We start from the raw sequence: 16,637 nt of genomic DNA, 5'->3' as shown, positions 1-16,637 counted from the left end.
GAGATATCAAAGTTGCATGCTTTTAATATTAAGTCATTGATTTTTTTATTGTTATCGTAAAAAAAGGAGAATCGGAAGGGCTCTACAATGCCAAGCACAGACCCATTCAAGAATAAAGTGGCCATCGTCACCGGTGCCGCCCAGGGCCTAGGCCTGGATTACGCCATGGCGTTGGCCGCACGCGGTGCGCGGGTGGTCATCAGCGACCTGGGCACTGACCGTTCCGGCGAAGGCCAGGACCCGGCGGCCGTCAGCGTTGCCCTCGACGCCCTGAAAGCCAAGGGGCACGACGTGGTCGCCCATGTCGGCCACCTGGAAAACGAAGAAGAATGCCGCCAGCTGGTCGAGCTGGCCATCAGCCATTTCGGTGCGCTGGACATCCTCATCCACAACGCCGGCTGGGTCGATTACCAAGGCATCGAGACCCAGGAGCAGGCGTTTCTCGAACGCGCCCTGGGTATCAGCGTGCATGCCCCGGTATGGTTGGCCAAGCACGCCTGGAAGCACCTCAAGGCCTCCGAAGCGCCGCGTATCGTGCTGACCACCTCGGACCGCGCCATGTACCAGCGCTACGCCCAGCCGGGCCTGGTTGCCTATTCGGCGGGCAAGATGGCCCAGGTGGGCATCATGAATGCACTGAGCATGGAAGGGCTGGAGCACGGCATCCTGGTCAACGCGATCTCGCCGGTGGCCAAGACCCGCATGTGGGGCGTGACCCAGCCGCCAGAAGAGCTCAAGCCAGAATGGGTGACACCAGGCGTGCTGTACCTGGCCAGCCCGCTGTGCCGGGACACCGGCTACATCCTGCGCGCCAGCAATGGCCAGTTCACCGCCACGCGTTTCAGCGAAAACAGCGGGGTCAGCTACCCGCGTGACCTGGCGCGGGTTGAAGCGTCCAGCCTGGCCGAAGTGGCCGAGCGCTGGAGCCGCATCAAGGAATGCCACTACGTGCCGATCAAGGTCGCCAACACCCGCGCCGACCTGGGCGAGAGCCCGGTGTGGGATGCGCGCACGGGCGCGCTGTATTTCGTCGATATCACCGGCGGGCGTATCCACCGGCTGCTGCCCGATGGTGAGGTCGAAAAACTGTATGAATCGGCTGCGCGCATCGGCGCCCTGGCGCTGACCGACCAAGGCAACCTGATCTTCACCGAGGACGCCAGCGTTGCCATCCTCGATGTGGCGCCGGGCAAGGTGCGCCAGTACTCGATGCCGGTGCACCACCGCCCGAGCTACCGGTTCAACGATGGTGCCTGCGACCCACACGGGCGCTTCGTCACCGGCCTGATGGACGAGGGGCCAAGCGGCAAGACCGGCGCTTTGTTCCGCTTCGACGGCGAGCTGCACGATGAGGTGATCCACGACGGCTTGTCGTTGCCTAACGGCATTACCTGGTCGGCCGACGGCCAGACGGTATTCTTCGTCGATTCCGTTGCCCGCGCGATCTACCGCGCCGAATACCTGCCCGAAGGCCGACTGGAGCAGGTCAGCCTGTTCGCCGAAACGCCGGCCGAGCTGGGGCGCCCGGACGGTATTGCGCTGGATCGTGAAGGCGGGCTGTGGGTGTGCCAGTTCAATGGCAGCTGCCTGTTGCGCTATGACCGCCACGGGCACCTGACCGACCAGGTGGTGATGCCCGTGCCGCGCCCGACCAGCGTCTGCTTCGGTGGCGATGGCATGGACACGCTGTTCATCACCACGGCTCGCGTCGGCATGTCGCCGGCAGAGCTGCGCCACTACCCGGACGCCGGTGACCTGTATGCGATCCGCCCGGAAGTGGGCGGCATCGCGCGCTACACCTTCAAGGAATAAGCGCTTGCACCTGGCTGGCCGGTAACACGGCCAGTTCGCCAAAGCGCTGGGCCGAGTCGATGTAGCGCAAGGCCGACTTGGCGTCCTTCCAGCCCACGTAACTCATCAGCGACTTCAACTCCCAGCCGTTGGCCGTGGCCCAGGTGGCAAAGCCGCGGCGCAGGGAGTGGCCGGTGTACAGCGCGGCGGGCACGCCGCCGCGTTCGAGCATGCGCCGCAGCAGGCCGACCAGGCTGTTGCTGTTGAGCGGTGTGTCGCTCAGGTTGCCCCAACGGTCGAGCTTGCGAAACACCGGGCCGTGGGCGATGCCGGCGACTTCCAGCCATTGCAGGTAGGCCGTGACCGGGCACAGCGCCTTGAGTGCCGGGGTGCGATGCTGCACGCCGAGGGCTTCTCGGTCGCCCTTGCTGCGTGGCAGGAACAGGGTGATGCCGACGCCGGCCTCGGCCTGGATATGCTCGACGCGCAAGCGCGCCAGTTCATCACCGCGAAAGCCCCGCCAGAACCCCAGCAGCAGTAGTGCGGTATCGCGCCTGGCGCGGCGCAACGCCGGCAGGTCGTGGTGCTCGCGGGCCTGCCGGGCTTCTTCTGCAAAATGTTCGACGGCAGTTTGCAGGTGCTGCAACAGCAGCGGCGCGGCCTGCTTCGGCGGCGTCGGGTGCAAGGTGCGGATGCCGCGCAGCACCTGGCGTACCAGCGGCGCCTTGGTCGGGTCGGGGAAGCCTTGGCTGATGTGCCATTGGCTTAGCGCTGCCAGGCGTTGGCGCAGGGTGCTGACCGCATGCTGTTCGGCATGGTCGGCCAGGTAGCGGGCAATGCTGTCGGCAGTGGCCGGCAGAAAGCCGCCCCAGTGCGCCTCGTAGTGCTCGATGGCGGCCTGGTAGCTGCGGCGCGTGTTGTCGCGGGTGGCGGCGCGTACGTAGCGCTCGATGTCGGTCATGGTCGGCGGTGTGGTGATAGACAGTGACACCATAAAGCTTATTGGTTTGCCTGTCCCGGCCCTTTCGCGGGGCTAGCCCACAGATGCGTGACTGGCAGCTCTGGTGACTGGGCCCGTGACAATGCCCGTGCAAGTGCTGTATACCTGCACCCCACCAAGGGGAGTCCGGCAACGGGCTGAGAGACCGCTGGCATTGCAGCGCGGTGACCCTTAGAACCTGATCCGGATCATGCCGGCGAAGGGATGGGACTGCCGACCTGCCTTTTTGCCGGCCTCACTGCGAGGCCGCTCCATGCACCAACGCAACGGTCTCGCTGTCACCCCATGGAGGACAGCACCATGACCTCACGCTTCACCGAAACCCTGCGTCGCCAGAACGAGCCCACCTGGTCGGCTGCCGTTGGCCACCGCTTCGTCCGCGAACTCTGCGCCGGCACCGTGGCGGACCCGATCATGGTTCGCTACCTGGTCCAGGACCATCGCTTTCTCGACAGCTTCCTGACCCTGCTGGGCGCTGCCATTGCCAGCGCCGACACCTTCGAGGCGCGCCTGCGTTTCGGCCGCTTCGCCGGGATGATCTCCAGCGACGAAAACACTTACTTCCTGCGTGCGTTCGAGGCGCTGGACGTCAGCCCCGCGCAGCGCACCGAACCCAAGGACACGGTACCCACTGAAGGCTTCAAGGCAATCATGCGCGAGGCTGCAGCCACCCGTTGCTACGCAGCGGCGCTGGCGGTGCTGAACGTTGCCGAAGGCCTGTACCTGGACTGGGCGACCAAGGCAGCCAAACCACTACCCGGTAATTTCGTGCATGCCGAATGGATCACCCTGCACGACAACCCGGCGTTCGCCGAATTCGTCGGTTTTCTGCAAACCGAACTCGACCGGGTAGGGCCGCAACAGGCTGCACTGAGCAGCGACTTCTTTGCGCGCACCGTGGCCCTTGAGCTTGCCTTCTTTGACGCGATCTACGACGAGGAGGCCTGACCATGGATATCTTTGCGCGCCTGAAAGCTGCCACCGCACCGCAGTGGTCCAGTTACGTGGACCACGATTTCGTGCGGCAGATGGGTGAGGGCACCTTGAGTGAGGACGCCTTCCGGACATACCTGGTACAGGACTACCTGTTCCTCATCCAGTTCGCCCGCGCCTGGGCCCTGGCCGCCTACAAGAGCCGCCTGCCGGCCGACATCCGCGCCGCCCAGGCGACGCTCGGGGCGATCCTCGATGAAACCGAACTGCACCTGCGCCTGTGCGCCCGCTGGGGCTTGTCGCAGGCCGATATCGAGGCGGCGCCGGAGCACCAGGCGACGGTGGCTTACACCCGTTATGTGCTTGACTGCGGCGCGGCCGGTGACCTATTGGAGCTGCACGTGGCGTTGGCGCCGTGCGTGATTGGCTACGCCGAGATTGGTCGCACGCTGGCGGCGCAGATCGGTGACCTGAGCAACCACCCTTACCGGGAGTGGATTGGTGAATACGCGGGCGACGGGTATCAGGGGGTGGCGGCCAATGCACGCAAGCACCTCGATGAGCTGGCGGCACGCAGCATGACCGAGCAGCGCTTTGTCGAACTGGCGGGGGTCTTCGGCCAGGCTTCGCGGCTGGAGGCGGATTTCTGGCAGATGGGGTTGGATAGCGCAGCTTGAATGCTGCGGCATTTTTGTGGGAGTGGCAGGTCGTTGATTGGACGTGCCACGACGGTCCTGGAATAGGGGGCGTCAATTCGGGCACTGGATAATCACGGGGCCTCCCCTGTGGCCGACCCCGGTTCTAGCGCAGGCATCGCTCGCAACTAAAACAACAAAAGCCTGCAGCAAACCGAAAAGGGCCCATCGATGGCAACGCAAGAGAACGTTGAAACACCGGCGCTCGGCGTCACCGACCCGTCCAAGACTGCCGAAGCCAGGCAGGACCGTCACCTTGAAGGCAAGCTCGACTGGGTGGTGTTCGGCTTCACCAGCCTCCTGGCCATCGCTTTCATCCTCTGGGGGTTCGTCAACCAGGCAAGCCTCGCCGCCAGCGCATCCACGGCGCAGTCCTGGGTCATCGTCAATTTTGGCTGGTTCTTCGTCCTCACCTCGACCTTCTTCGTACTCTTCGTGCTGTGGCTGGCCGCCAGCCGCTACGGCCGAATTCCATTGGGGCGTGATGGCGAAGCGCCGGAATTTCGCACGGTGTCCTGGGTTGCCATGATGTTCAGCGCGGGCATGGGCATCGGCCTGATGTTCTTCGGCGTGGCCGAGCCGCTGTCGCACTACGTATCACCGCCGCCGGGCACTGCCGCCGGGCAGTCCGACGAGGCGCTGCAGGTGGCGATGGCCACCACGCTGTTTCACTGGTCGCTGCACCCCTGGGCGATGTACGCCATCGTTGGCCTGGCGATCGCCTATGGCACCTTTCGCCGCGGGCGCTCGCAGCTGATTTCCACCGCGTTCCGGCCCTTGATGGGCAAACATGCCAATGGCCCCATCGGCCGGGTGATCGACATGATGGCGATCTTCGCCACCCTGTTCGGTTCGGCGGCGTCGCTGGGGCTCGGTGCCCTGCAGATCGCCGGCGGCCTGGAATACAACGGCTGGATCGAAAACCCCGGCAAGCTGTACTACATCGGCCTCATCACGTTGCTGACCATCGCTTTCGTTGCCTCGGCGGTGTCGGGCATCGGCAAAGGCATCCAGTGGCTGTCCAACACCAACATGGTGCTGGCACTGGCGCTGGCGGTGTTCGTGTTTCTGGTCGGGCCGACGCTGTTGATGCTCAACCTGCTGCCAACCTCGATCGGCGTCTATATAAAGCTGCTGCCCGAGATGATGGCGCGCACCAGCGCCAGTGGCGGCGATGCGATGGACAGCTGGCTGGCCAGCTGGACGGTGTTTTACTGGGCCTGGTGGATTTCCTGGACGCCCTTCGTCGGCATGTTCATCGCCCGTATCAGCCGTGGACGCAGCATCCGCCAGTTCGTCAGCGGCGTGCTGCTGGTGCCAGGCCTGGTCAGCCTGGTGTGGTTCAGCATTTTCGGCGGTGCCGGCATCGATGCGCTGCGTGAGGGCACCTTCGTGCTGGTCGACGGCGCGGTGAACAGCAACCATGCGCTGTATCAGCTACTCGACAGCTACCCGTTTGCAGCAGCGACTTCGGTACTGGTGATGATCCTTGTGGCGATCTTCTTCGTCTCTGGCGCCGATGCGGCCTCGCTGGTGATGGGGACCTTGTCCGAACACGGCACCACGGAGCCCTCGCGGCGCACCGTGATTTTCTGGGGCGCACTGACCGGCACCGTGGCCGCCATCATGCTGGCCATTGGTAACTCGGGTAACCCGGGTCAAGCGCTTACGGGCCTGCAGAACCTGACCATTGTGGTGGCGCTGCCCTTTGTGGTGGTGATGGTGCTGTTGTGCCTTGCGCTGTACCGCGACTTGCGCAAGGACCCGATGATGCTGCGCCACCTGCGCGGCAGCGAGCTGATTGAAAAAGCGGTGCTGTACGGCGCGGTCAAGCACGGGGAGGAGTTCTACATCGTGGTGCAGGAGAAAAAGGCCTCGCCCAAGGCATCACGGACAGAGGCTGAAGTTTCGCAATCGTAGCGCGCTCACATACCCAGTGAGGCCAGCGCGCAGCTTGAGATCTGGGCGTCCTGCACGGCCACGCCAGTCAGGTCGGCCAGGGTGATCTGCCGATCGTTGTCACGGCCTGGCGCGCGGCCTTCAAGCAGCGCGCCAAGCTCTGCCAGCTGGTGCACGCCGATCAGGCCGGCGTTCAGTGCATGGGAGGCTTCACCGTAGTGGCTGCATTGGTAAATGGAGTCGACAATGATGCGGTTTGCCCGTGCGACCAGTACCGGGTCGAGCTCTTGCTTGCCCGGTGCGTCTGCGCCTACGGCAGTAATATGCGTGCCAGGTTGCACCCAGTCGCTGTGCAGCAACGGTGCGCGCGAAGGTGTTGCACAGACGATCAGGTTGGCGTTGCGTGCCACCCCTTCAACGCTGCGCGTGATCTCGGTTTCATACCCCAGACCCTCGGCGAATGCACTGTAATCAACCAGCGCGGCCTCGCTGCGCCCCCACACGACCACCTTGCGACAAGGGGTGACGGCAGCCAACTGTTCCAGCTGCATACGCGCCTGAGTGCCAGTGCCGAGTATGCCGATGGCGTTGACCTTCGAGGGGGCCAGCAAGCGGGCGGCGATGCGCCCGGCCAGCGCGGTGCGGATACAGGTCAGCCAGCCCTCGTCCTGCAGCAAGGCAATGGGCTGCCCGGTGGTGGCCGAGATCACCATCATCAAGCCGTCGTTGCTGGGCAGGCCTTTGGCTGGGTTGTCATAGAAGCCAGTCGACACCTTCACCGTGAAGGTGTCGCTGCCTTCGACATGCGCAGATTTGATGCAGCAGTCGCCGTTCGCCTGGGGGAACGCGAATGCCTGCACCGGCGGCACCTGGGCCTTGCCTTGCGAGAAGGCGATGAAACCTTGCTCAAGGTGCTGCACCGCCAGGTCCAGGTCGAGCCGGGCAATGATCTGTTCTTTATTGAAGACTTTCATTGGACGGCCTCGAGGAATTTCTCCAGCACGATGTTGCGGCCGCAAATCACCACGGCTACACGCTTGCCACGGTAGTCCTTGGCCAGCTTCTGCATGCCGGCCACCGCGACACCTGCCGCGCCTTCGATGATCCAGCGCTCAGCGCTGGCGACGTCACGCATCGCTGCCTTGATTTCTGCTTCGTTGACCAGCACGGTGCGGGTCAGCAGTGCTTGGCACAGCGGGAAGGTGATGGCGCCGGGTTCGACACCGCCGGCCGTGCCGTCGGAGATCGTATCGGCTTCTTCCATCTCGATGATGCTCCCGGCTTCGAGTGAACGCTGCAGCGTGGGCGCGTTGGCCGGCCAGCAACCGATGATGTCGATGCCTGGGTGGCGTGCACGCAGCGCAGCGCCGATGCCCGCGATCATGCCGCCACCGCCAACCGCGACGAACACTGCATCCAGATCGGGGGCCTGTTCGAACAGCTCCATGCCGATGGTGCCTTGGCCGGCGATGACCTGCGGGTCGTTGTAGGGCGAGACGAAGGGTTTGCCCTGGAGCGCGGCCTGCCGTGCGGCTTCCAACTCGACGCCCAGCGGGTCGAGGTCGAGGCTGACCACCTCGGCGCCGAGCGCCCGAATGGCACCGAGCTTGTAGGCGGACGCCGAAGTGGTGGTGTAAACGGTGACCGGCACCCCCATGACCTTGCCCGCCAGGGCGAGCGCTTGCCCGTGGTTGCCCGACGAGGCGGTGATGACGCCCAGCTTGCGTTGCGCGGCCGGCAGCAGGCGCAGCTTGTTACTGGCGCCGCGGAATTTGAACGAGCCGGTGTGTTGCAGGTGTTCACATTTCAGGTAGACGCTGCATTCGGTCAATGCCGACAGCCGGGCGCTGTAGGTGAGCGGGGTGACACTCACCTCAGGGCGCAGGGCCTGGTGTGCTTCAGCGATGGCGTGGTGCAGGGAGGCGAGGTATTGGGCATCGACGGGCATGAGAACAGAATCCGCTTGTGGAATATGAATCCACAATAGACTCAATATCCACAATGGACAAGTGCTGGACACCTATTCAGACGGGCTGATCCCGCAGCTCCTTCAAGTATTTGTAAACGGTCGCCCGGCCCATGTTCAGCACATTGGCCACATAGTCGGCACCGCTGCGGCCTTCGAATGCGCCTTCGGCATGCAGCGCCTCCACCAGGGCGCGCTTCTCCTTCATCTTTAGTGTGCGCAGCGACAGGTTGCGCGCCTGGAGCCAGGCGTGAAGGAAGGTGTTGATGCGCTCCTGCCAGTCATCCTTGAACAGTGCGTCCGGTTGCGGCACCAGGCGGCTGATCTGGAAGAACGCATCGAGTGCTTCGCGGGCCTGCTCCAGCACCGAGAAATTCAGGTTGATGCACAACAGGTGCTCAGCTTCGCCGTTCGGGTTGTACAGCACGGTGGTAATGGAGCGGATCTTCTGGCCGTCCCAGTTGAGCTTCTCGTAAGGCCCCAGCTTGGCAGCGTTGCGAAAGTCGCCCCGTTCAAGGTCCAGCGCCGAGTCGTCACCCAGTGCACGCTTGGAGAAGTTATTGGCGATGTGGACCACCGTCTGGCTCTTCACCTCGTGAACGATGACCTCTGCGTGAGGGAAGAGCAGCAGCGCGATGCTGTCGGCGATTGCCTTGTAGTTTTCGATGTTCATCTTGGGCCAAGGGTAGGGGCTTGATTGGGCGCATAGCCATTTTGTCCATGGTGGACTCAAGCGCCACCTAACTTCAAGGCGCCTGCAAACCCACTTTTCAGCGCCTTTCGTACTGCTACCGCTACCTCAGCCCAGCTAAACCACCTTTTGCACAGCATCTCATGCGATAAGCCGTGATTATTAAGCCTTAGTAGTCGCTTGAATTAATGCCTAAAAAAAGACAGAATTGATACGTAAATACATGGTACGTACCACAGCACGAAATCGTAGGAGCAAACATGGCCCGGGGCGGCATCAACAAGGCGGTAGTGCAGCAGGCAAGGCAGGTGCTGATCGCCCGGGGTGAGTACCCCAGTATCGATGCAGTACGCATCGAGCTGGGCAACACTGGCTCGAAGACCACCATTCACCGCTACCTCAAGGAGCTCGAAGGGGTTAAGCCTGCGGCGCTGCAGGGCACACCTGCGTTGAGCGACACGTTGGCAAAACTGGTGGCGCAGCTGGCAGAGCAACTGCAGGAAGAGGCGGACGCGCGGGTCGAGCAGGCGCAAGCCAGCTTCAACGAACAGCGCGAACAACTTGAAGCCCAGTTGCAACTGACTCAGCAGGCGCTGGCCGCTGCGCACCAGCAACAGCAGATCCAGGCCGCCGCCCTGGCCGCCGAGTCGGAGCGCTTGAGCGCTACGCAAAGCACACTGCAAGCCGAGCAGCTGCGCGGCGCCAGCCTCAACCAGGCACTTGGCGAGCTGCAGGTACGCCTGGCTGACAAGGAGGAGCAGGTGCGTTCGCTGGAGGAGAAACACCGGCACGCACGCGATGCATTGGAGCATTACCGCAGCGCCAGCCGTGAACAGCGCGAGCAGGATCAGCGCCGTCACGAAGCGCAGGTGCAACAGCTACAGGTCGAAATGCGCCAGCTGCAACAGGGGTTGATCGTCAAACAGGATGAATTGACCCGGCTGCACCGGGACAACGAGCGCCTGCTTGGCGAGCACCGTCAGGCGAGCAGCGAACGCAAGGTTCTGGATGACCTGCTCGAGCAGCGCGATACACAGATCCAGGGCTTGCGCACGATTCTGGCCCAGGCGCAGGGCGCCAGCGATGAAATGCGCCGACAGCTGCAGGCGCAAAACCAGAGCTTGGAGGAGAAGCGGGTACTGTGTGCGGAGCAGGGCAGGCAGTTGCAGTTTCTGGAAGACCAATTGCTCAAGCGCGATGAAGCACTCAAGGCACACCCAACCATTACCGAACGCGAGCCCAAGTAATTTTGTGGGCGATTAACCAGCCCTTCGGGCTGCGCTGTCGCGCAGAGAACAAAGCCCGCGAGTGTTCCGCGGTGGATGGCACCGGCTTCGCCGGTGTTCGCGGCTGAAGCCGCTCCTACAGGGTCCTCGCCAAATCAGTTAGTTAGCGTTTGTGCCAGGAGAGCGGGCTTGCCCCGCGAACACCGGCCAGGCCGGTGCCATTCACCGCGGCGTTTGCATCGTACACAAACCCGCTCCCACAGAGCCTTGCCAGGCGGGTTTAACCCTCAACCTGCTTTGCTGCCTCAACGCCGGCCGCAGACAGCTTGATCGGGTAACTGATGCTCAACGGCTGGTCATTGTCGCTAACCACGCTGCCGTCCTGGATCAACCCGTGCTGCTGCAAGGTATGGAGCACATCAGCGACCGCCTTCTCGCCGCGGTAGTTGTCGAGCACTTCCTTGCCCAGCCCGTGCGGGTGGGCATGCAGCAACCGAGTGAGGATTTCGCTGCGCAAGCTATCGTTAGTCATCTGGGTCCTCCAATTACTTGCCGTGGGTGGCCTGAAGCGCCTTGGCTTGCTCCAGGTGGTGCTCCAGCGTAGGCAGCGTTTCACTGGCGAAAGCCTTCAGCTCAGCCTTGTCGGATGAGGCGGCTTCCTTCTTGAACAGCTCCACGGCTTTCTCGTGGGCATCGACCTGATTGTTGACGTAAGACTTGTCGAACGACTCCTCGCGCCATTCGAGGATCATCTTCTTGACCTTATCGGTCAGTGCAGCCTCGTCTGGCACGCTGATATCGAGTTTTCGGGCGATGTCGCCAAGTTTCTGGTTGGCCTTGGTGTGGTCGGTGACCATCTGCTGGGCGAAGGTCTTGATCTCGGCGTTCTGGCTTTTCTCCAGCGCCAGGTTACCGGTGACCATCTCGGCGATCCCGGCCTCGGTGGCCGCGTCGACGAAATCATCGGAGGACGCCGCCAGTGCCTGCCACGACGCCATGCCCAGCACCAGCGACAAACCTGCGCGCTTGATGAACAGATTGTTCATGTTTCACTCCTTGCTATCGGTGGCGCGACCTCAGTGTCGCTAACGGTTGAGCCGCGCGCAGGGCCATAGGTTTAATTTTTTTTTGCGGCCAGGGCGACCACCACGGCATTGCGGTTGAACGATGCCCGGCAGCTAAGCTCACACATTCAAAGGTTGCCGCAAAGGAGCAGAGGATGAGCATCGAACGCAGCATTCCCGAGCTTGAAGCCTGGTACGCGCAGTACGACGATGACAGTTACCGGCGCGAATCGCCGGATGCCTATCACCATGAACTGGTGCGCACGGCCGAAGCGCTGCGCGACGATGGCGCCATCGACTGGGACGACTGGCTGGCACTCAAGGCGCTGGCGGATGAAGCCCACCTGGGCGCGCTGCAAGCGGCGGTGCAGGCCCATGTTGAAGACCCGGACGCATGAAAGCGCTGCGCATCGCCACCTTCAATATCAACGGCATCCGTAGCCGCCTGCCGGCGCTTCTGGCGTGGCTGGAGAGGGAACAGCCCGATATCGCTTGCTTGCAGGAACTCAAGGCAGCCGATGCCCAGTTTCCGGGCGACGCCTTTGAGGCGGCGGGCTATGGCTACCTGCATCACGGCCAGCCGTCGTGGAACGGGGTGGCGATCCTGGCGCGCGACAGCCAGCCTTTGGAAGTGCGCCGCGGGCTACCGGGCATGGAAGACGACGACCAGAGCCGTTACCTGGAGGCCGCAGTGCACGGGGTGCTGGTTGGGTGCCTCTACCTGCCCAACGGCAACCCGCAGCCGGGGCCGAAATTCGACTACAAACTGCGCTGGTTCGAATGCCTGAACGCCCACGCACGCGGCTTGCTGAGCAGTGGCCACCCAACGGTGCTGGCGGGCGACTTCAATGTGGTGCCGACTGATTTCGACATCTATGACCCGAAATCCTGGCGCAAGGATGCCTTGCTCCAGCCCGCGTCCCGCGATTGCTACCAGTCGCTACTGGAGCAAGGCTGGACCGACGCCCTCCGCGCGCTGTATCCCGAAGAGCGCATCTATACCTTCTGGGATTATTTCCGTAACCACTGGGCACGCAACGCCGGGCTGCGTATCGACCATCTGTTGCTCAACCCGCAGCTTGCGCCCTACCTCAAGGCGGGCGGGGTCGATGCCTGGGTACGCAACGAACCCAAGGCCAGCGACCATGCGCCGACGTGGATCGAGCTGGGCACGCGCAAGCAGCGCTGAACTATAGTGGTAAGCGGCGAACGCTTGAGGGCAAGGACTTCCATGAGTGCGGCCAACAACCAGGACGATGACGGGCTGTTCGGGGTACCCGGTGAGGGGCGCGCGGTAGCGCTGTTCCGCCTGGTATTGACGTTCATGGCCGTGGTGATGATGACCTTCGTGTTGATCGAGGGTTGGCGCATCTGGCGCGACTACCGGCACGCCTTCACCAATGCCGAGAACATGGTCAGCAACCTGGCCAGGGCCACCGCCCAACATGCGGAGGACGCCATCCGCCAGGTCGACGCCATTACCGCAGCACTGGCCGAGCGCCTGGAAGGCGATGGCTTCAGCCACCTTGACCGGCCGCGCCTGCACGCCTTGCTGGCGCAGCAGAAGGCAATCATTCCGCAGTTGCAGGGTTTGTTCGTGTATGGGGCGGATGGCAGCTGGATCGTTACCGACCAGGCTGCGATTCCGCCCAAGGCCAATAATGGCGACCGTGATTACTTTGTATTCCACCGCACCCATACCGACCGCAACGTGCGCATCGGCTCGGTGGTGCGCAGCCGCTCCAGCGGCGACCTGATCATTCCCATCTCGCGCAGGCTGGACAACCCAGACGGCAGTTTCGCCGGGGTATTGCTGGGGACCATCAAGGTGGATTGGTTCGTGCGCTACTACGGTGACTTCAGGATCGACGAACGCGGCGCGCTGGTGCTGGCCAAGCGCGACGGCACCATTCTGGTCCGCCGGCCCTTCGTCGAGCAGGTGGTAGGCCGCAGCCTGGCTAAAAGCGAAATATTTCGCGATCACTTGCCCTATGCCAGCGAGGGGCTGGCCGAGGCGGTGGCGGTAGTGGACGGAACACCGCGCTTGTACGCTTATCGGGCACTGACCAGTTACCCGTTGGTGGTGGAGGCAGGCTTGTCCCGTGAGTCGATCATCGCGCCCTGGCGGCATGATGTATTCAAGTCGGTGGCGGTCTTGCTGTTATTGCTGGTGGGGTTGGGCGCGTTTGGCTGGGTGGTACTGCGCCAGTTGCGCGAGCGGATTGCCATCGAACGGGCACTGCACCAGGCGCATCAGACCCTCAGGTCGCTGGCCCTGACCGACAGCCTGACCGGCCTGGGCAACCGCCGCAGGCTGGACGCGGTGTTCGAGGCAGAGATACGCCGGGCGAGGCGCCACGGGTATGCGCTGGCGCTGGTGATGCTCGACCTGGACTATTTCAAACTGTACAACGACCGTTATGGCCACCCGGCGGGTGATCAGTGCCTGCGGCGGTTCGCCGAGTTGTTGCAGCAGGCATTGAAGCGGCCGGCCGACCTCGCCGTGCGCTATGGCGGTGAAGAATTTACCGTGTTGCTGCCGGACACCGACGTGCAGGGCGCCGAACTGGTTGTCGAAGACATCATGCAGTTGCTGCGCCGCCAGCTGATCGAGCATGCCGCTAGCCCGCTGGGGCGAGTGTCGGCCAGCGCCGGAATTGCCGTAGGCCACCCGGCACTGGATGCGAGCACCCCGGAAAGCCTGATGGCGGCAGCCGACAGGGCGTTGTACCAGGCCAAGCAGCAGGGGCGCGACGGGTACACCGTAGCAGGCAGCATGGCGATGAGCGCCGGGTAGCGCTGGGCAGTGTAATCAACCAACGAGCAGACGCATTGACATCAAGCGCTCCTTAGTCCGTCGCCAATACCTGCGCTTGCAGCTGCCAGCGCACCGAACTGACACCTTTCTCCAGGCTCACGCGGCTGACCAGCCGCTCCAGCTGCGCCGGTGCCTGCGGGTTGCCGAGCAGCTCGGCGCGAACTTCCAGGCGCGCGGGGTTGGCCAGGTCTTCGCTGTGCAGCGACTGCAGGCGCAGCTCCGGGTCGCCCAGGCTGTGCAGCATCAGGCTGCGCACCTGGATTTCATCCTCGGCGCGGCATACTACGCGCACTTCGTAGCGTTGTTCGACCTCGCTGGCCGGCAGCACCTCCTGCCGGTCCAGGCGTTGCGCGATATCACGCAGCAGAATGTTGGCACACAGCACCACCAGGCTACCCAGCGCCGCTTCAAGCAGCAGGCCCAGGCTGCACAGCACCCCGACCGCCGCCGTGCACCACAGGGTGGCCGCGGTGTTCAGGCCGCGCACGGTCAAACCGTCGCGCATGATTACGCCGCCCCCCAGAAAACCGATGCCCGACACCACATAGGCCGCAACCCGTGAGGCATCGGTGGGCGCCATGCCCGGCACCGCCTGGGTCATCAGTACGAACAGGCAGGCGCCGGTGCTGACCAGCGCATTGGTGCGCAGCCCGGTCAGGCGTTGGCGCAGTTGGCGCTCGGCGCCGATCAGGGCACCCAGCAGCAAGGCGATGCTGACACGCAGCAGAAATACTTTCCAATCCATAGCGAACCTCTTGCGCGGGCACGTGCCCGCTCTGACGCCACGTCAGGTGGCGCGGTTGAATAACCAGAAATGCGCAGGACCACGAAGAGGAAGAAGAGAGGAGGGGCTCGAGCCTTGGTTGGCTGGAGCAATCCACCGTCTAGCCGGTAGCGAGACAGTGACAGGAAGCTGCCGGACTAGCTCGCCGAGTGGGCCTGTCGCAAGCGACTGGGGCTACTGTCCAAAGCGGGGCTCCTGTTGAGGGATGCAAAATTGCGGGGTGGACCTTACGCCCCGGTTCACGCAGGGTCAAGGGTAAAAACATGACAATGGCTTCATAAGGAAATGCCCTACAGCCGGTCACTCCCACATGGAAAAAAACGCCGCTAATCGGTACCCTTGCGCCATTCTTCGTCATCCCCCGGACCGTTACATGCTGTTCAACTTCGTCGTGCTGATCGGCACCCTGGTGGCCATGGAAGGTGTCGGTACACTGGCGCACAAATACATCATGCATGGCTGGGGCTGGTGGCTGCACCGCTCGCACCACGAGCCGCACCTGGGCATGCTCGAAACCAACGACCTGTACCTGGTGGCCCTGGGCCTGATCGCCGCCGCGTTGATGGCGCTGGGCAAGGCCGGCCATGCTCCGTTGCAGTGGGTCGGCGGCGGGGTGGCGAGTTACGGCGTGCTGTATGTGCTGGCGCACGATGGCTTTTTCCATCGGCACTGGCCACGCAAGCCGCGCCCGATCAACCGTTACCTCAAACGCCTGCACCGCGCCCACCGGCTACACCATGCAGTCAAAGGGCGTACGGGCAGTGTGTCGTTTGGGTTCTTCTACGCACCACCGCTGAAGGTGCTCAAACGGCAACTGCAGGCCCGGCGCAGCCGCAGCTGACGCCGTCAGTTCGCCGTTTCACCCTTGCCTTGCGGCGCTACCGCTGCCTGCCCGCGGCTTACCCACCAGCCAAACCCCGCCGCCGTGAAGAACATGATCAGGCTGTACAGTGCCGCCGGCACCGCCATGGTCGGGTTGTTCAGCAGCGACGGGCTCAAGGCCAGGGCAATCGCCAAGGTGCCGTTGTGAATACCGATTTCCATGCCGATGGCGATGGCCTGGCGTTTGGGAATACTCAACAACCGCGGCACCCAGTAACCGACAGCCAGGCTGATGACGTTGAACAGCAACGCCGCCAGGCCGACCACGGGTGCGTATTCGACCACGGTCTGCCAGTCCTTGGTCAGGGCCAGCACGATGGTGAATGCCAGGAACAGCGCGGCCACCAGTTTCATGGGCTTTTCCATGCGTGCGGCAAAACCTGGCGTCCAGCGCCGGATCATCATGCCCAGGGCGACCGGCAGCAGGACGATGGCGAACACCTGCATGACCTTGGCAAATTGCAGCGGGATGGCCTGGTCCGACGCCATGAACCAGATCAGCGACAGGTTTACCAGCAGGGGCATGGTCAGGATTGCGATCAACGAGTTGACCGCCGTCAGGGTGATATTCAGTGCCACGTCACCGTGCGCCAGGTGGCTGAACAGGTTGGCGGTGGTGCCACCGGGTGAGGCTGCCAGCAGCATCAGGCCAACGGCCAGTGCCGCTTCCAGCCCGAACCCATTGGCAATCAAAAAGCACACCAGCGGCAGCAGCAGGATTTGGCAGCCCAAGCCGATCAGCACTGGCTTGGGATACTTCACCACACGGGCGAAGTCGGCCAGGGTCAGCGACAAGCCAAGGCCGAGCATGATGATGCCCAAGGCCAGCGGAAGAAACGTGGACAGCAAGGGCGAGGCGGTCATGGGCAATCACTCGGGCATGGGATC

17 protein-coding genes, 1 pseudogene and 1 riboswitch are annotated in these 16,637 nt (G+C 63.2%); of the genes and pseudogenes, 10 read left to right on the top strand and 8 right to left on the bottom strand.

The genetic code is table 11. The annotated features are described in order from the left end of the window. Positions 1-87: 87 nt before the first annotated feature. Positions 88-720: pseudogene (locus tag ACNQPL_RS17710) on the top strand (SDR family NAD(P)-dependent oxidoreductase); the annotation flags it as partial. Further along, on the top strand, positions 703-1,812 hold the full coding sequence (locus tag ACNQPL_RS17705; protein WP_416467429.1) for an SMP-30/gluconolactonase/LRE family protein: 1,110 nt from the start codon (positions 703-705) through the stop codon (positions 1,810-1,812). The pseudogene ACNQPL_RS17710 and the gene ACNQPL_RS17705, both read left to right, overlap by 18 nt. Here the strand turns inward: ACNQPL_RS17705 and ACNQPL_RS17700 are convergent. Beyond that, positions 1,802-2,782 (bottom strand): site-specific integrase, encoded by a 981-nt coding sequence (locus ACNQPL_RS17700; RefSeq protein ID WP_346613284.1) that lies wholly within the window; start codon positions 2,780-2,782, stop codon positions 1,802-1,804. The two genes, ACNQPL_RS17705 and ACNQPL_RS17700, sit on opposite strands and share 11 nt — an antisense overlap. 117 nt (positions 2,783-2,899) lie before the next feature. Continuing rightward, a riboswitch (TPP riboswitch) is annotated at positions 2,900-3,013 on the top strand. A 78-nt stretch (positions 3,014-3,091) separates the two neighbouring features. On the opposite strand from ACNQPL_RS17700, the gene ACNQPL_RS17695 reads away from it, so the two are divergent. The 3 genes from ACNQPL_RS17695 (at position 3,092) to ACNQPL_RS17685 (ending at position 6,339) form a co-directional block, all read left to right on the top strand. Continuing rightward, positions 3,092-3,739: a TenA family protein gene (locus ACNQPL_RS17695; RefSeq protein ID WP_416467404.1), complete on the top strand. Its 648-nt coding sequence runs from the start codon at positions 3,092-3,094 to the stop codon at positions 3,737-3,739. Positions 3,740-3,741: 2 nt separating this feature from the next. After that, complete coding sequence (gene tenA / locus ACNQPL_RS17690; RefSeq protein WP_416467403.1) at positions 3,742-4,401, top strand: thiaminase II; 660 nt, start codon at positions 3,742-3,744, stop codon at positions 4,399-4,401. 189 nt (positions 4,402-4,590) lie between these two features. Then, positions 4,591-6,339: a BCCT family transporter gene (locus ACNQPL_RS17685; protein WP_416467402.1), complete on the top strand. Its 1,749-nt coding sequence runs from the start codon at positions 4,591-4,593 to the stop codon at positions 6,337-6,339. A 5-nt stretch (positions 6,340-6,344) separates the two neighbouring features. Here ACNQPL_RS17685 and ACNQPL_RS17680 read toward each other — a convergent pair whose 3' ends face one another. The 3 genes from ACNQPL_RS17680 to ACNQPL_RS17670 all read right to left on the bottom strand — a co-directional run bounded on the left by ACNQPL_RS17680 (position 6,345) and on the right by ACNQPL_RS17670 (position 8,957). Beyond that, positions 6,345-7,292: an ornithine cyclodeaminase family protein gene (locus ACNQPL_RS17680; RefSeq protein ID WP_416467401.1), complete on the bottom strand. Its 948-nt coding sequence runs from the start codon at positions 7,290-7,292 to the stop codon at positions 6,345-6,347. Further along, the gene (locus ACNQPL_RS17675) at positions 7,289-8,266 is read right to left on the bottom strand and encodes a threonine/serine dehydratase (RefSeq protein WP_416467400.1); all 978 of its coding nucleotides are present in this window, start codon (positions 8,264-8,266) and stop codon (positions 7,289-7,291) included. Before ACNQPL_RS17675 ends, ACNQPL_RS17680 begins: the two co-directional genes overlap by 4 nt. 76 nt (positions 8,267-8,342) lie before the next feature. Beyond that, positions 8,343-8,957: a helix-turn-helix transcriptional regulator gene (locus ACNQPL_RS17670; RefSeq protein WP_416467399.1), complete on the bottom strand. Its 615-nt coding sequence runs from the start codon at positions 8,955-8,957 to the stop codon at positions 8,343-8,345. 278 nt (positions 8,958-9,235) lie between these two features. On the opposite strand from ACNQPL_RS17670, the gene ACNQPL_RS17665 reads away from it, so the two are divergent. Then, on the top strand, positions 9,236-10,222 hold the full coding sequence (locus tag ACNQPL_RS17665; RefSeq protein WP_346613291.1) for a DNA-binding protein: 987 nt from the start codon (positions 9,236-9,238) through the stop codon (positions 10,220-10,222). A 259-nt stretch (positions 10,223-10,481) separates the two neighbouring features. On the opposite strand, the gene ACNQPL_RS17660 is transcribed toward ACNQPL_RS17665, so the two are convergent. Then, a complete protein-coding gene (locus tag ACNQPL_RS17660; RefSeq protein ID WP_346613292.1) occupies positions 10,482-10,733 on the bottom strand; it encodes a hypothetical protein in 252 nt (83 codons plus the stop codon). 13 nt (positions 10,734-10,746) lie between these two features. Continuing rightward, on the bottom strand, positions 10,747-11,247 hold the full coding sequence (locus ACNQPL_RS17655) for a DUF4142 domain-containing protein (protein WP_416467398.1): 501 nt from the start codon (positions 11,245-11,247) through the stop codon (positions 10,747-10,749). Positions 11,248-11,420: 173 nt separating this feature from the next. On the opposite strand from ACNQPL_RS17655, the gene ACNQPL_RS17650 reads away from it, so the two are divergent. The 3 genes from ACNQPL_RS17650 to ACNQPL_RS17640 are packed head-to-tail and all read left to right on the top strand — an operon-like array spanning position 11,421 to position 14,062. Further along, positions 11,421-11,663, top strand: coding sequence for a hypothetical protein (locus ACNQPL_RS17650; RefSeq protein ID WP_346613294.1), 243 nt, complete (start codon positions 11,421-11,423; stop codon positions 11,661-11,663). Then, on the top strand, positions 11,660-12,454 hold the full coding sequence (xth, locus tag ACNQPL_RS17645) for an exodeoxyribonuclease III (RefSeq protein WP_346613295.1): 795 nt from the start codon (positions 11,660-11,662) through the stop codon (positions 12,452-12,454). The genes ACNQPL_RS17650 and xth overlap by 4 nt, the downstream gene beginning before the upstream one ends. A gap of 42 nt (positions 12,455-12,496) precedes the next feature. After that, positions 12,497-14,062 carry a diguanylate cyclase gene (locus ACNQPL_RS17640; protein WP_416467397.1) on the top strand — a complete coding sequence of 522 codons (1,566 nt, stop codon included), beginning with the start codon at positions 12,497-12,499 and terminating at the stop codon, positions 14,060-14,062. Between the two features lie 52 nt (positions 14,063-14,114). Here ACNQPL_RS17640 and ACNQPL_RS17635 read toward each other — a convergent pair whose 3' ends face one another. Then, positions 14,115-14,828 (bottom strand): MgtC/SapB family protein, encoded by a 714-nt coding sequence (locus tag ACNQPL_RS17635; protein WP_346613297.1) that lies wholly within the window; start codon positions 14,826-14,828, stop codon positions 14,115-14,117. Positions 14,829-15,240: 412 nt separating this feature from the next. Between ACNQPL_RS17635 and ACNQPL_RS17630 the strand changes: the two genes are divergently transcribed. Beyond that, positions 15,241-15,708: a sterol desaturase family protein gene (locus ACNQPL_RS17630; protein WP_346613298.1), complete on the top strand. Its 468-nt coding sequence runs from the start codon at positions 15,241-15,243 to the stop codon at positions 15,706-15,708. 5 nt (positions 15,709-15,713) lie between these two features. Here the strand turns inward: ACNQPL_RS17630 and ACNQPL_RS17625 are convergent, their stop codons facing one another. Then, entirely contained in the window at positions 15,714-16,613 is a 900-nt protein-coding gene (locus ACNQPL_RS17625) for a bile acid:sodium symporter family protein (protein WP_416467396.1), read from the bottom strand. Positions 16,614-16,637: the final 24 nt, after the last annotated feature.

Source organism: Pseudomonas sp. LFS044 (genome assembly GCF_047978245.1).
Lineage (GTDB): Bacteria > Pseudomonadota > Gammaproteobacteria > Pseudomonadales > Pseudomonadaceae > Aquipseudomonas.
The sequence above is the reverse complement of the archived record's forward strand: the minus strand, read 5'-3'. Positions and strand labels throughout refer to the sequence as shown.

What these genes read in the sequence shown, in the direction of transcription:
- ACNQPL_RS17650 (WP_346613294.1), top strand. Translation starts at nt 11,421, where the DNA reads ATGAGCATCGAACGCAGCATTCCCGAGCTTGAAGCCTGGTACGCGCAG.
- ACNQPL_RS17685 (WP_416467402.1), top strand. Translation starts at nt 4,591, where the DNA reads ATGGCAACGCAAGAGAACGTTGAAACACCGGCGCTCGGCGTCACCGAC.
- ACNQPL_RS17705 (WP_416467429.1), top strand. Translation starts at nt 703, where the DNA reads ATGTGGGGCGTGACCCAGCCGCCAGAAGAGCTCAAGCCAGAATGGGTG.
- ACNQPL_RS17660 (WP_346613292.1), bottom strand. Translation starts at nt 10,733, where the DNA reads ATGACTAACGATAGCTTGCGCAGCGAAATCCTCACTCGGTTGCTGCAT.
- tenA (WP_416467403.1), top strand. Translation starts at nt 3,742, where the DNA reads ATGGATATCTTTGCGCGCCTGAAAGCTGCCACCGCACCGCAGTGGTCC.
- ACNQPL_RS17625 (WP_416467396.1), bottom strand. Translation starts at nt 16,613, where the DNA reads ATGACCGCCTCGCCCTTGCTGTCCACGTTTCTTCCGCTGGCCTTGGGC.
- ACNQPL_RS17655 (WP_416467398.1), bottom strand. Translation starts at nt 11,247, where the DNA reads ATGAACAATCTGTTCATCAAGCGCGCAGGTTTGTCGCTGGTGCTGGGC.
- xth (WP_346613295.1), top strand. Translation starts at nt 11,660, where the DNA reads ATGAAAGCGCTGCGCATCGCCACCTTCAATATCAACGGCATCCGTAGC.
- ACNQPL_RS17630 (WP_346613298.1), top strand. Translation starts at nt 15,241, where the DNA reads ATGCTGTTCAACTTCGTCGTGCTGATCGGCACCCTGGTGGCCATGGAA.
- ACNQPL_RS17695 (WP_416467404.1), top strand. Translation starts at nt 3,092, where the DNA reads ATGACCTCACGCTTCACCGAAACCCTGCGTCGCCAGAACGAGCCCACC.
- ACNQPL_RS17675 (WP_416467400.1), bottom strand. Translation starts at nt 8,266, where the DNA reads ATGCCCGTCGATGCCCAATACCTCGCCTCCCTGCACCACGCCATCGCT.
- ACNQPL_RS17670 (WP_416467399.1), bottom strand. Translation starts at nt 8,957, where the DNA reads ATGAACATCGAAAACTACAAGGCAATCGCCGACAGCATCGCGCTGCTG.
- ACNQPL_RS17680 (WP_416467401.1), bottom strand. Translation starts at nt 7,292, where the DNA reads ATGAAAGTCTTCAATAAAGAACAGATCATTGCCCGGCTCGACCTGGAC.
- ACNQPL_RS17665 (WP_346613291.1), top strand. Translation starts at nt 9,236, where the DNA reads ATGGCCCGGGGCGGCATCAACAAGGCGGTAGTGCAGCAGGCAAGGCAG.
- ACNQPL_RS17640 (WP_416467397.1), top strand. Translation starts at nt 12,497, where the DNA reads ATGAGTGCGGCCAACAACCAGGACGATGACGGGCTGTTCGGGGTACCC.
- ACNQPL_RS17635 (WP_346613297.1), bottom strand. Translation starts at nt 14,828, where the DNA reads ATGGATTGGAAAGTATTTCTGCTGCGTGTCAGCATCGCCTTGCTGCTG.